The sequence below is a fragment of the Propionispora hippei DSM 15287 genome, from assembly GCF_900141835.1.
GTDB classification, from domain to species: domain Bacteria; phylum Bacillota; class Negativicutes; order Propionisporales; family Propionisporaceae; genus Propionispora; species Propionispora hippei.
In genome coordinates this window covers 1-14,363 of record NZ_FQZD01000009.1, presented here as the reverse complement: position 1 = coordinate 14,363, position 14,363 = coordinate 1, and the positions used below count along the sequence as shown (strand labels likewise).

The 14,363-nt window shown below is 54.1% G+C and carries 7 protein-coding genes and 1 pseudogene; all 8 read left to right on the top strand.

Annotated features, from left to right (window positions below):
* Positions 1-101 precede the first annotated feature (101 nt).
* Complete coding sequence (locus F3H20_RS06330; RefSeq protein ID WP_149734107.1) at positions 102-2,252, top strand: diguanylate cyclase domain-containing protein; 2,151 nt, start codon at positions 102-104, stop codon at positions 2,250-2,252.
* Positions 2,253-2,344: 92 nt separating this feature from the next.
* Positions 2,345-2,821 (top strand): YbaK/EbsC family protein, encoded by a 477-nt coding sequence (locus F3H20_RS06325; RefSeq protein ID WP_149734106.1) that lies wholly within the window; start codon positions 2,345-2,347, stop codon positions 2,819-2,821.
* A 46-nt stretch (positions 2,822-2,867) separates the two neighbouring features.
* Positions 2,868-3,329 carry a hypothetical protein gene (locus tag F3H20_RS06320; RefSeq protein WP_149734105.1) on the top strand — a complete coding sequence of 154 codons (462 nt, stop codon included), beginning with the start codon at positions 2,868-2,870 and terminating at the stop codon, positions 3,327-3,329.
* Between the two features lie 232 nt (positions 3,330-3,561).
* Positions 3,562-6,198, top strand: a complete 2,637-nt coding sequence (locus F3H20_RS06315; protein ID WP_149734104.1) for an EAL domain-containing protein — start codon at positions 3,562-3,564, stop codon at positions 6,196-6,198.
* 439 nt (positions 6,199-6,637) lie between these two features.
* Complete coding sequence (locus F3H20_RS06310) at positions 6,638-8,824, top strand: peptidase domain-containing ABC transporter (RefSeq protein WP_149734103.1); 2,187 nt, start codon at positions 6,638-6,640, stop codon at positions 8,822-8,824.
* On the top strand, positions 8,790-10,157 hold the full coding sequence (locus F3H20_RS06305; protein WP_223191653.1) for an HlyD family type I secretion periplasmic adaptor subunit: 1,368 nt from the start codon (positions 8,790-8,792) through the stop codon (positions 10,155-10,157). The genes F3H20_RS06310 and F3H20_RS06305 overlap by 35 nt, the downstream gene beginning before the upstream one ends.
* Complete coding sequence (locus tag F3H20_RS06300; RefSeq protein ID WP_149734102.1) at positions 10,154-12,373, top strand: peptidase domain-containing ABC transporter; 2,220 nt, start codon at positions 10,154-10,156, stop codon at positions 12,371-12,373. The genes F3H20_RS06305 and F3H20_RS06300 overlap by 4 nt, the downstream gene beginning before the upstream one ends.
* A gap of 117 nt (positions 12,374-12,490) precedes the next feature.
* Positions 12,491-14,363, top strand: a pseudogene (locus tag F3H20_RS06295) (hypothetical protein); the annotation flags it as partial.

The following is a 14,363-nucleotide window of genomic DNA, read 5'->3' as shown; positions in this document are numbered from 1 at the left end:
TTCGGGTCCTATCCGGCGAACTATAACAAGTATTTTAGCCACAGGCGGAACTTGACGCGAACTAGCAAGTTACCCGCCGTGCGAGGCAAGGGGTTATCAGCATGCGTGCATATATCAGGGGAAAACTATATTCCTGTCTGCAGCGACAAACGATCGGCTCGCATTTGCAGTTTCTTATTTCCGTTGTGCTGGTTACCGTCAGCATCAGCCTGTGTCTCTTATACACCTGGCATGAGCGGGAACTTCGCCTGATCGAGAGCGAGCAGGCAATGCACCGGTCGGTTGCCCTGCAATCACAGTTGATTGACGAATGGTTTCAGGACCGGTCGGATGACTTGGAAACGATAACGCGGCTACAAACGGTGCGAACGGGAAATCTTACCGGCATGTTGAATGATTTTCAGGCCGGGTTAGCCAGCAGTAAGGAATTTGAAGGCTATGCCTTTGTGGATCAAAGCGGTAAGACGGTGGTCGACACGGTGGCGCAGCCGGGAACGGACGTAAAGAACCGTGACTATTTTCGTCTCGGCATGGCCGGCCAGTCGGTAATTACCGGAATATTGACCGGCCGGGCCACGGGACGGAAAATTGTTATCCTTGCCAAGCCGGTGTTTGATTATCAAAACGAGATTCGCGGCATTGTGTTTGGCACAGTGACTTTGCAAAAGCTGGACGGCATTATTCAAAACCTGGAATTCGGCACAACCGGCAAAGCTTATCTGGTAGATGAGCAGGGAACGGTGCTGGCTAAATCCAGCCCGGGCGACGGGCAGGATATTTCGCTGGCGGAAGACGAGGGCTACCGGCAGGCCAAGACGGGAATTTCCGGGGCAAAGAGGTATATTAACCAGGCCGGTCGCCCGGTTGTCGGGGCCTACCAGTGGATTCCCGAACGCAACTGGGGCATTATTTTTGAAGTGGAGCAAGCGGAGGTGCTGGCGCCGCTCTATGACATTCTGATCCGGGCTTTGCTTGGCAGCCTGATTATTTTATTCCTGGCCTTATGCGTCGCCCGCCTGATTGCCAAAAATATTGAGAAGCCGATTGCCATGTTGTTTGTCGCATTGCAGCGCACCCAAAAGGGAGAGTATGAACATGCCGTGCCTGAGCGGGAGTTCCAGTTTGCGCCGGCTGAAATCCGGGGGCTGTGCAATGCCTTTAATATCATGCTGGGTACCATCCACGAGCACGTCAAATTGCTGCATAACATTAATGAAGCCTTGTCGGTGGCAGAGAGCAAATACCGGACCTTAAGCATTCGCGACCAACTGACCCAGCTCTACAACCGGACCTATTATGAGGCCGAACTGGAGCGGCTGCAGGCGTTGCAGCAGCCTGTTGCGGTTGTCGTCTGCGATGTGGATGGACTGAAACTGGTAAACGACACGCTGGGGCACAAGGCGGGGGACGGTCTGATCAAGACAGCGGCGCGACTGTTGATGGATAGCTTTCCGCCCACGGCGACGGTGGCCCGGATTGGCGGCGACGAATTTGTCGTTCTGCTGCCCAATGTAACGACAGAGTCCATGCGGGCCCAGGTACTCGCTCTCTATCAGCGGGTGGACGAGCACAATCACCGGCAGCCCGGCCATCCTCTCTTTCTATCAACCGGCGGTGTGGCGGCCAAGCCGCCTTTTGAGCTGGAGGAGATGGTGAGTGAGGCCGATAACTATATGTATCAGGAGAAAGAACGCAACCGCAGCCGTAACCGCCGCTGGCTGCTCGCCGCGTTTATGAAAACGGTGGCGGAGTATGACGATAGATATCTGGAACATTTAGAAGGGGTAAAAAAATGGAGCCAACTGCTGGGACGGGCCCTGAAACTGGATGATCTGCAAATGCGGCAGATCGAACTCGTCGCCCAGTATCACGATGTTGGCAAGATTGGTGTGGACCGCCACATTTTGACGAAGGCTGAGCCTCTGAATGAGCAAGAATGGGAGGAAATCAGGCTGCACCCCGGAATCGGAGGACGGTTGGCCAAAACCGTGCCCGATCTGCAGGCCTGTGCCGAACTGATTATTTCCCATCATGAACGCTGGGATGGAGAAGGTTACCCCAACCGTCTGAAAGGAGAGGAGATTCCCCTGGTTAGCCGGATTGTGGCCATTGCCGATGCGTATGACTCCATGCAGCGTCATACCAGCTACCGGCGGGGCCGGTCACCGGAGGCTGCCCGGCAGGAACTTGAAAACTGTTCGGGCAGCCAGTTTGACCCCGAACTGGTACGGATATTTCTTAGGGCTGTTTAGCGGCATACATTGTACGCCCGGCAGTTGTGCAGTATAATAAAAAAATATAAAATAAACAGTTTTTGTAACTGGAGGTTTATAGGAGACAGACTATGGCAATTGAAGCGGTGAAAGCATATTTTAGGGCTCATGGCCGGGAACAGGATATTTTGGAATTCCCTGTGTCCAGCGCAACGGTTGAATTGGCGGCACAAGCGGCCGGGGTTATTCCGGCGCGAATTGCCAAGACGCTCTCGTTCAAGCGGGACGATGGCTGTGTTCTCTTGGTAACTGCCGGTGACAGCCGGGTGGATAATGCAAAATTCAAGACGGAGTTTGGCTGCAAGGCAAGAATGTTAACGGCCGACGAAGTGTTGGCGGCAACGGGACATGCCGTAGGCGGCGTATGCCCCTTTGCCATTGACAATACAAAAGTCAGCGTTTTTGCCGATGTTTCGCTTAAAAGGTTTCAAACGGTGTTTCCCGCCTGCGGCAGCAGCAATTCAGCCATTGAATTAAATTGTGACGAGTTATATGAGTATTCCCGGAGTGAGAAATGGGTCGATGTCTGTAAGGACTGGCAAGGTTAAACTGTTTCACCGCGGTGAAACAGACGGGAGAAGGAGGCTAAGCAACATGGAACAGGGCAGGCCGGTGGTTCAGCGTCCTGGCAGGGATCTTGATATTCAAGTAGCGCTACAAGTAATGGGCTATATTTGGTTAAAACATTTGCTGCAATTCAGCGCCGAGCTGGCCGTCAAATGGCTGGGAACAGCCGGTGATATCGAGGCTTCCGGTGGAGTTTACGTGGCGGTGAAGCCGGACCAGTTTTGGGCGTTGAAAGAGCGGGAAAATCATGCGGAGGCGGTACCCTGCTTTTCTACTGATCAGGCGGCGGCCGAACAAGTGATTGCTGAAATGAAAAAACGGGGCTGCCGCTATGATGTGGTGACAATGGACGACGCGGCAGCGCCATACCGGGTGACCTTTTCCCGGAATGACGGTGAAACGGTCACGGCCGCCGGAGCCGCCATGCCCGAGGCTGTGGCCAAGGCGGCGCTAGCCTTTGTAGACGGTGCAGCCGCCGTGGACAGATAGGCGGTTGCCGGTTTACGGGACAACAGAACAGATAGCAAAGAACACGCCCTAGCCGGATATGGCAGGGCGTGTTTTTTGTGATCAAATTTAACTAGGAATTTATAACTATTTCACTGTATAATAGGAAAGTCAGGACAAGGAAAGACATAATCTGACAAAATGCTACATACGCGAACCGGACAGTCGGCGGGAAGGCTGGCATCAAGTTTTTCGACGCAAAAGGTGGGATGGAATGAGCCTGAAAACAAAAGTAACTTTGTTTATGACAATTCTTTTAGTAATGAGCGTAGGTTTTGTGACGGCAATTCTTTGCTATCAGGCCCATTCCAACTGGGAGCAGTATGCTTTCCGGCTAATGGTGGAAAAAAACCGGGGGACAGCCTTGTCTTTGCAAGCTTGGCTTGCTACCCGGCCAAGCTTGCAGGAAACCCCGTCCGCTCGGGTAACCGGCGAAGGGGATGCTTACGGTGAGGCCGGCTTGCAAGAAAAGTTGACGACTGTAGCCCGCCAATTTGACGACGAACTGGCACAGGATCTGGGAGATCAGATGGAACCGGCCATGGCGGCCGCCCCGCCGCAACAGCTTCTGCTGGATACGGTCGGTGATGTTTTATATGCCGGCAATGCGCCGCCCCGGCAGCCGCTTCCACCGGCTGTCCTGCTGCAGGCCATAGCCGGGAACGGAACGGGGCAAGGTTGGGTTGACTGGGCGGGAAAATCCTATAAGGTATTTTATCAAAACCTTTCCGCCGCCGGCTGGATCTTTGCAACGCTTGTCCCGGAAGAACTTTTTCTCGCCCATCAGCAGGGCGTGATTGCCCAGTCCGCAGTCATCGCCACAGTGACGCTGCTTATTTCCCTCATGGGCATTAGCCTGCTGCTGCAATATTATTCACGACCTTTGGCGGCACTGACGGCTGTGGCGGAACAAGTCGGAGCAGGCAACCGGCAGGTTTCGTTCCCTATTTTCCGGGAACGGGAGTTTAGAACCTTGTCTGTCTGTTTAGAAAACATGCGGAGCGGGTTTTTACATATGTTTAAAGAATCGCAGGCGCAGACCGAAGAGATGCATTCGCTATATCAACAGGTAGTGGCTTCGGAAAAAGCACTGCATGTTCAGTATGAGGAACTCAGGCGGAAGGAAGCGGCGCTGCGGATTAGCGAAAGACGCTTTAAGCTGGCGATTGAGGCTTCGCAGAATGCCCTGTGGGAATTGGATTTGGCGTCAGGTGAATTTTTGGTATCTCCTTCAGACAGCAAGGTGTTTCAAATGCCGGAGGTGGGTTGTATCCGGCATTTGTGGGAACTGGTGCTGGCTGAGGACCGGCCGCGTTGTGATCAGGCCTGGCAGGAATACCTTTCAGGCGGGACACCGGATTTTTCCTGCGAGTTTCGTCTCAAAAACGGTGATAACGGATATCTCTGGGTGCTGAGCCGCGCCCGGACGGTGGAAACCGATGAAGCCGGCCGGCCGCATCGCGTGGTTGGTGCTATCGCCGACATCAGTGAATTAAAGCGTTGCAGCGAAGAGGAACGGTATCAGATGACTCATGATCATCTCACCGGGTTATATAACCGGCAAGGCTTCTTGGAGGCCTTTCAGGCGTTGACGCAAGACGGTCTGGTACGAGGCTATCTGGCTGTTATTGACGTGGATGATTTTAAATTGATAAACGATGTGCAGGGATATCAAGCCGGTGATGAGGTGCTCAAGGCCTTTGCCTGGCAATTGAAGACCTTGCAGGCCGGTCAACCGGTGGCCGGGCGAATGAGCGGAGATGTGTTTCTGCTCTTTTTGCCGGAAATTAATGAGGCCGGTGCCCGGAACTATTTGCAAAGACTGACGAGCTGTTTACTGGAAACCCCTCTGGGAACCATGGTAGTTCACGCCAGTGGCGGGCTGGTGGCGTATTCTGGATACGGACAGGATGTTTTGGCGTTGCTGCAAAAGGCGGACTTAGCGGCTCATGCGGCAAAAAAGCAGGGAAAGCAACGGTTTTTGCTGTATGAGCCGGCCATGCAGGCCGAGACCGAATGCCGGGTAAGGCTAAAAAATGGCTTGCGGAGAGCACTGCAAAAGCAGGAACTGTATCTGGTTTATCAGCCGGTGTACCGGATTGCCGACGGGCATATCCACCTGGCCAGTTTTGAGGCCTTGGCACGCTGGCACAGTGATACACTGGGACTTGTATCACCGGCCGAATTTATTCCGGTGGCAGAGGAAAGCGGCTTTATTATTCCCCTTGGCGAATGGGCGATCCGGGAAGCCTGCCGTTTTATTGCCACGGCGATCGGGGATACCGGCAGAGCGGTTACGGTATTTGTCAATATCTCCATGCGTCAGCTTTTGGGCAACGGTTTTGTTGATAAGGTATGCGGCATTCTGAATGAGCAGGACATTCCCGCAAGCTGCCTGGGTATGGAAATTACCGAAAGCGTGCTGGCCGCCGACTTTAAAGCCTGCGTCGGAATTCTGGAACAATTAAAGGCGCTGGGAATCAAAATCTCACTCGATGATTTCGGCACAGGCTATTCTTCACTTACCTATCTGCGGCATTTACCAATTGACGTGCTTAAACTGGACAAATCGTTTATTGATGTGTTAGGTGAGGCGGAGGGGGGGAAAGGTGAAGTGCTTGCGGCAGGAATTATCCAAATAGCGCAGCAAATGGGCTATCAGGTGGTAGCGGAAGGCGTGGAGCGGCTGGAACAGCTCCGCAGTTTAATCGGTCGGGGCTGTGATTACTACCAGGGGTTTTATTTAAGCAAGCCCTTGCCGGTGCCGGAAGCCCTGGAATTATTGCCGGAGTCTGTTGTAAAACGGAAGGTCGATTTCTTCACCGCCGGGCCGGCTATAAAAGTGGAATAAAGCGGCTATCGCCGGCATAACTGCCGACAGATAAAACACGTTTAGCGGTGACGGACATGTTATCAAATGTGCCGTTATCAGCCTAAATGTGTTTTTTGTTATTAGAAAAACGGTAAGAATCCAAGAATACATTTACATTTGTAAAAACAATCGTTGACAATATTTGAATTTTCAAATAAAATTAAAATGAAAAAAATGGAAAACCATATATAAGAGACGTTAAGGTAGAGAAGTCTAAAATTAACTTTTATTCAGCCGGCAATGGCTGGAGAAGTTATTTTTAGACTTTTTTAGTTATGAAAAAATGTATCGAACCGGATCTAAGCAGGTGGCAGTTTTCGCCGGAAGTGCTTATTTGCCGGGTTTTATTTTTGGAATATTCCGCCGGATATGACGGGCGGCGGACTACGCGAAAGAATACACGGGGGATAAGACAGACATGCAAGCGATAAAACGCGATCAGTCAACGCCAGTGGTCCTTGATAAGGAGACGGCGGTGCGGGCGTTGGCGATAGTGGCCGGCACCTGGGGAATGACGGTAGGGGAAACTGAGCTCTATAAAGCGATGGGCCAGAAAGGCGTATTCCGGGAGGCTGATTTTAAGCATATGGCTAAAGTCTGCCGGTTGAAGGCGAAAGTAACCTTCCCGGGGCAGCTTGCGGTGAATCAACTGCCGGTACCCTCTATCGCGATTATGCGGAACGGTACCTGCTGTGTTATCGGTCAGTCCAACGCCACTCATATTATGGTCTATGATTTCCGTCAGCAAGAGCCCCGGGCGGAACCATTGACTCAATTCATGAGCCGTTGGTCAGGCCGGGCGGTTGTACTTAGGCGCCCCTTTTCCTTCAAAGAGGCGGGAGCCCGGTTTAATTTGGCCTGGTTTATTCCGGTCATTTTACGGTATAAACGGTTTCTGGGTGAAATTGTGCTGGCGTCCTTTTGCTTGCAGCTGTTCGGTCTGATCACCCCGTTGTTTACGCAGGTGATTGTCGATAAAGTGCTGCTCCATAAGGGCGTGGCAACCCTGGATGTCCTGGCCCTGGCTTTGCTGGCTGCCGCCTTGTTCCAGGCCGTGATGACCTTGCTGCGGACTTATTTATCAACGCATATGAGCAATAAGGTTGACATCATTCTGGGCGCCCGCGTGTTCCGCCACCTGCTGTCCCTGCCGCTGCGCTATTTTGAGTTAAGAAGGGTCGGCGATACGCTGGCCCGCCTGTCGGCGCTGCAAAGTGTGCGGGAGTTTTTAACCGGCTCTTCGCCAACGGTGGTGCTGGATACTTTGTTTTCGATTGTTTTTGTGCTGGTTATGCTGCACTACAGCGTTTCCCTTACCTTGCTGGCGCTTGCGGCCATACCGCTGTATCTGCTGCAAAATGTGCTGGCGACGCCGGTTTATCGCAAACGCCTGGAGGCGGTATGGAGCAGCGGCGCAGAAAGCAATGCCTTTCTGGTGGAAGCGGTTACCGGAGTGCAGACCATCAAAGCTCTGGCGCTGGAGCCGCAATTCAATGACCGCTGGGAGAGCCTGATGGCAAAATACGTCCGGACCGTCTTTCAAAGTGCCCGCTTCAATATGGTCCTGAACGGTTCAGGCAGCTTAGTTCAAAATATGGCCGGTTTAGCCGTGCTGCTGTTTGGCGGTCACAAAGTCATGCAGGGTGAAATGACGGTAGGGGAACTGATCGCTTTTCAAATGCTGGCCAGCCAGGCCAGTCAGCCGCTGTACCGCCTGACCGGCCTGTGGCAGGTCTTTCAACAGGCATTTCTTTCGGTGGAACGGCTTGGCGACATTCTGAATACACCGCCGGAACAGGTATGGGCAAATCAGCCGGCGGCTTTGCCTGCTGTCTGCGACGGCATTGTTTTGGAGGATGTGGTGTTTCGCTATCAGGCGGCTGGGAAAAAGGTGCTGGATGGCGTGAACATGACCATTCGTCCCGGCATGAGGCTGGGAATTGTAGGCCGGTCCGGGTCGGGCAAGAGCACGGTTGCCAAGCTGATTCAACGCCTCTATTTGCCTGAAAGCGGCCGGGTTTGCATTGGAGGAACCGACGTGCGGCAGCTCGACCCGAGCTGGCTGCGCCGCCAGATCGGCGTGGTGCTGCAGGAGAGCTTTCTGTTTACCGGCTCGGTCAGGGAGAATATTGCCTGGTCCTGCCCCGGGGCGCCGGTGGAACAGGTTATTGCGGCAGCTCAGCGGGCGGGGGCTCATGAATTTATTCTGGAACTGCCCGAGGGCTATGATACGAAAGTCGGCGAACGGGGCGCCGCCTTGTCCGGGGGCCAGCGGCAGCGGATTGCCATTGCCAGGGCGCTGATCAACGAGCCGAAGGTGCTGATTTTTGACGAAGCGACCAGCGCGCTGGACTATGAATCGGAACGGATCATTACCGATAATTTGGCGCAAATCGCCGCAGGCAGGACATTAATCCTGATCGCCCACCGCTTTTCCACGATCAGACAGTGTGAAGCCATTCTGGTCATGGAACAGGGGAAGGCCGTGGAGATGGGAAGTCATGAGGCGCTGATGGGCAAGCAGGGCATGTATTATCACTTATATCGGCAGCAAGAGAGTGGGAAGCAGCATGAAAATAAAAAAATTGATGGCAAAATGGTTTGATTTGCCGGCGCGAAAAGGCTGGCGGCAGGAGGAGACGGAATTTTTACCGGCTGCCCTGGAAGTGGTGGAAAAGCCTCCCGCCCCGGCCAGCCGGGTGGTATTGTGGACGTTGCTGGTACTGATCGGCTGTACGCTGGTTTGGGCGGTGGCCGGCTCACTGGATGAAGTCGCCGTGGCGCCAGGCAAGCTGATTCCTACGGGAAATGTGAAAATTGTGCAGGCTGAAGATAAAGGAGTGATCAAGGCTATTTGTGTCAAAGAAGGCGATACGGTTAAACGGGGACAACTGCTGATTGAACTGGACGCGACCATGCCGGCGGCCGATTTGGCACGAATTAAGAAAGAAATTGCCCTGTATAGCCTGGAGATGGACCGGCTGTCGGCGGAAGCGGCAAACCGGCCGTTTCTGGCGAAACAATATCCGGAGCTGGATGAACGGGATGCCGTGTTGCAGCAGATGCTTTATCAAAGCAGGAAATTGGAATATCAGACCAGGCTGTCGGCTGCCGCGGCCAATGTAAAGCAAAACCAGGTAAGTCTGGAGAATGCCCGGAGCGTTTATGAGAAGCTGCTGCCGTTGCAGGAGATTGCCCAGGAACGGGAGCGGAAAGTGGCCGAACTGGTTAAATTGGATGCGGTGGCTAGTTTTGTGCTGCTTGATTACCGGCAGAAGAGACTGGAATCGGAGAAGGAACTGGCCAGCCAGCAAAAGGAGATTGAACGGCTGGAGTGGTCACTCCGGCAAAGTGAGGATACGCTGGCTAATGTGAACGCCGAGTGGCTGCGCGGCATTCATGATAAACTCCAGGAAGACAGCAAGGCGCTGCAAGCCAGCTTGGAAGAGTTGAAAAAAGCGGAGGAAAAGAATCGGCTGTCCGCCATTACTTCACCGGTTGACGGCCGGGTGAGCCAGTTGGCGGTGCATACCGTCGGTGGGATTGTTACCGCCGCCGAAGCGCTGCTCGAGGTTGTGCCGGCTGATACAAGGCTGCAGTTGGAAGCCTGGGTGGCCAATAAGGATATCGGTTTTATCCAGCCAGGACAAGCGGCGGAAATCAAAGTGGAAACCTTTAACTTTCAAAAATATGGGACGGTGCCCGGTGAGGTCATTGAAATCAGTCCTGACGCGGTGGAGGATAAGGAAAAGGGACGGCTATACCGGGTGGTGCTGGCTCTGCAGGAGCCTTCCTTCCGGGCGGCCGGACGGGAAGTGTTACTGAATCCCGGCATGACTGCCACGGCGGAAATTAAAATCCGGCGTAAACGGGTGATTGAATATTTTCTGGATGTGTTTCAGCAATACCGCAGTGAGGCACTGAGGGAGCGGTCATGATGACAAATGGCACGCTGCCGCCTGGCGCGGATAAATTGGACACCGCCTTGAAATGCCTGCTTATCGTGGCCGGCTATTACGGTATTCCCGCCGTGGAGGAGCAACTGCGCCGGGCTTATGTGGTAAAGGCCGGGAAAATGGATACGCTCATGCTGGTACGGGCCGCCCGGGGGCTGGGCTTCAAGGCCCGGGCGTTTAAAGGTGACGCGGTGCGGCTGGATCGAATGGCCCTGCCGGCCATAGCCCTATTAAAAAACGGCAAATATGTGGTACTGGGAAAATGGGACGGGGAAGCGGCGATGCTTGTTGATCCCGGCCGGGAACAGCCTGTTGCGTTACCACGGGACAGTTTTTTACAAGCCTGGAGCGGCGAACTGGTTTTGTTTACCCGCCGCCTGGGGACGGCGGAAAAACAGAAAAGGTTTGGCTTGTCCTGGTTCATTCCGCTAATCTGGCGTTATCGGAATTTATGGGGGAAAGTGCTGGGCTTGTCGTTCCTGCTGCAGCTATTCGGGCTGGCCAGCCCGTTTTTCACCCAGCGGATTATTGATGACGTTCTGGTGCATCACAGTGTGAACTCCCTTGATGCGATGCTTTCGGGCATGATTGTTGTTTCGCTCTTTCAAACCTGGATTACGGGCGTGCGGACTTTTTTGTTTACCCATGCCACCAATCAGGTTGATGTCATGCTGGGCGCCAAACTGTTTCGTCAGATCACCGCCCTGCCGGTAAAATATTTTGAAACCTGGCAGGTTGGCGAGGTGGTGGCCCGGGTCCGGGAACTGGAGAATGTGCGGCAGTTTATTACCGGATCGGCGATTACCGTGGTGCTTGATGTGGTATTTACCGTGGTGTATATGTTAGCCATGTTTTTATACAGCACAACGCTGAGCGTAATCGCTCTGTTGATTTTACCGCTTTATATTCTGCTGAATGCGGTGGTCACACCACTGTATCGCAGCCGGTTGCAGGAGCAGTTTGCCGCAGGCACGGAAAACCAGACTTTTCTCATTGAAATGGTGACCGGTATTCACACGGTGAAAGCGCTGGCTGTGGAGCCGCAATTGCTGCAGGAATGGGAGCAGCGCCTGGCCCGCTATATTGAAACCTCCTTCCGTACCGCGAACCTGGCCAATGTTGCCGGCAGCACCGGCGGTTTTATTCAGCAGTTTTTCATTTTGCTGGTTTTGTGGTTCGGTGCCCGGCAGGTGATGGGCGATTCACTAAGTGTGGGCGGCCTGATGGCGTTTCAGATGCTGGCCGGTCAGATTTTTGCTCCTGTTTTGCGGCTGGTCAGTTTATGGCAAAGCTTCCAGCAGGTTGGCGTGTCGGTAGAACGGTTGGGCGATATTATGAATGAAACGGCGGAGCCGGCGTTTAATCCCAACCGCACCACCCTGCCGGCGGTGCGGGGCGATATAGTGTTTGACCGGGTTACTTTCCGCTACCGGCAGGATGCCGGTGAGGTGCTGCACCAGGTAAAGCTGCAAATCCGGGCGGAAAGCAGCGTGGGAATTGTCGGCCGTTCCGGCTCCGGTAAAAGCACGCTGACCAAATTGATGCAGCGTTTATATGTGCCCGAATCAGGCCGCATAATGATTGACGGAGTGGACTTGGCCCAGGTGGAGCCCGCCTGGTTACGACGGCAAATTGGCGTTGTACTGCAGGACACATTTTTGTTTAACGGAACGGTACGGGAAAATATTGCCGCGGCCTGTCCGGGGGCACCGATTGCCGATGTAGTAAAGGCGGCCCGCATGAGCGGCGCTCATGAGTTTATCAGTGAGATGGCCCAGGGCTATGATACGTCGGTCGGTGAGCGGGGCAGCGCCCTGTCGGGCGGCCAGCGTCAGCGTCTGGCTATTGCCAGGGCCTTGCTGACCAATCCGCGGATTTTAATTTTTGACGAAGCCACCAGTGCGCTGGATTATGAATCGGAGCGCAGGATTATGGAAAATTTGAACCAGATGGCTGCCGGCAGGACGTTGATTATGATTGCTCACCGTCTGTCCACTGTGCGCCACTGCGATCAGATTATTGTACTGGATCGCGGCCGGGTGATGGAGCAGGGGTCACATGAAGAGCTGATGCGTTTGCGGGGGATTTATTATTCCCTGCATCAACAGCAAAACCCGGATGAGGCAGATCCGGTCTGCGAAGGGGTTGGCGAGACTGCCGCGACAGAGTGTTGGTCAGATACGCCGGGTAATTGGTAGATTACAGTTTTGAAGCGGTCATTCCGCCTCAAATAAAATATACCAAAGGGAGAGTGTCAGAGTGGAAAAAAGGAAAACCCCGCAACAACAGCCTGGCAGCAGGGAGGTGGCGCAAAAATGGGTCTGAGCTTAAGCAGCTTAAAGCTGGACTTGCAGGTATTGGCCAAGGATGTGGGCACGGTGATCAGTGAACAGACAGCCAAAGTAGTGTCCGATCCGGCTAAGGTGGTGCAGCAGATCGTCAGTGATACCCAAACCGCCATTTTCGGCAAGCAGCCCGATTTGGCAACCGATTTAAAAAACATCATGGAGTATCCGATTACCCTGGCGCAATCGGCGGCGCTTAACCTGTTTAACGCTTTGCCGGGTACGACGGCAAAGCCGGTATTTACCGAACAGCCCGGCAGTATCAGCGGCGGCGCCGGCAAGGTTGTCGTCAATACGTTTATGAGCGGCGCTTCCATCGGCGATTTGTCCTGGCTGATTTACAGCGCCAAGGAAAAGACCAATCCGGCGATTACAAGCAAATGGAAAGTCTATCAGACAGTGGAAACTACCAGCGGCTATAACAGCACGGTCTATGTGGATGCGGCGAATAAGCAGGTGGCGATTACCCTGGAGGGGACGCAGCCGAACAGTGACTTAAGCCCGCTTTGGCTGAGCAAGGACGGTGTGGCTGACCTGCAAATCGGGTTGGGCGTAATTCCGCCGCAAATGCTGGAAGGGTATCAGAAGTTTAAGACCATGGTCGCCGACGCGCAGCATACGTTTGCCGGATACGGCATTTCCGTGGCCGGCCATTCCCTGGGCGGCGGCCTGGCGCAGATGATGTCGGGTATGTATTTTATCGATACGGGAATTGCCCTGCCGACGATAGCCGAGGCCGGGCCGGGTATGCTGGGGGCCCTGAAGGAATATGCCGAGGAACAGTTATTGGCCGGCAATGCCATCCATCTGCCGAGCGGCGGTACCATCAAGCTTAGTGCCGGTACCCTGCTGGACCGGATGAAGCAGGCCAAGGCGATTGTAAGCACCTTTCAGCCGCAGCAGTTCAGCAATGTAATTAACCTGATTACCGAGCAGGACCCGGTGGGCCACGTCAATTACAATGCCGATCCGAGCAAGGATAATCATGTGGGGGTTGATGTCATCGTACCGGCGATCCTGACGCCGCGGGAAGATTTGCAGGATGTGGAATATACGGCGCTCTTAGGGGCTAATTCGCTGAACATCGTTACGCCCGATATGCAGGGAATTCTTTCCGGTTTAAGCAATATCAGCGCCACCCGGTTCGACCGCCATGAGCCCGACCAATCGGATGCCCTGTGGTCAGGGACTGCGGTGGGGCTCAAGCAGTTTGACGGTGATATCGGACTCGGTACGGCCGTGTTCCGCAGCTATGGCCCGCCGACCCAGGTGTGGGCCGGCATCCAGACCAATATCCCGGAGGTGGAGATTTTCGGTACGTCCACCGGGCAGACCATTCAGGTAGGGCAGTATGTCAAGGATAAACAAAATGCTCTCTACATTGGCGGCAGCGGCAACGATGTTGTCATCGGCAGCAACAACGGCGATATGCTGGTCGGCGGCTCAGGCAGCAGCTCTATCTTCGGCGGCAATGGCGACAACTACATCAGCGGCGGTACCGGCAACAGCCTGCTTTATGGCGGCAGCGGCAACGACATCATCTATGCCGGTTCAGGTAACTGTTATTTGAACGGGGGCGGCGGCAGCAACCTGCTGATCGGCGGCACCGGCCACGACACCTTCTACTGGGGCGGTACGGCCAATAACCTGATGTACAACGGCCAGGCCGGCGGTATCTACGACTTTATCATCGCCGACGGTGCCACCGGCAGTTCCCAGATCAAGTGGGGACGAAACTTTACCAATATCGGCAGCAGCAAGGTGGAGCTGCAGGGCGCGCTGGGTGACGGCAGTTATCTTCTGTTTAACTTCGCCGATGAAATCCGGATAGCTGATATGCAGT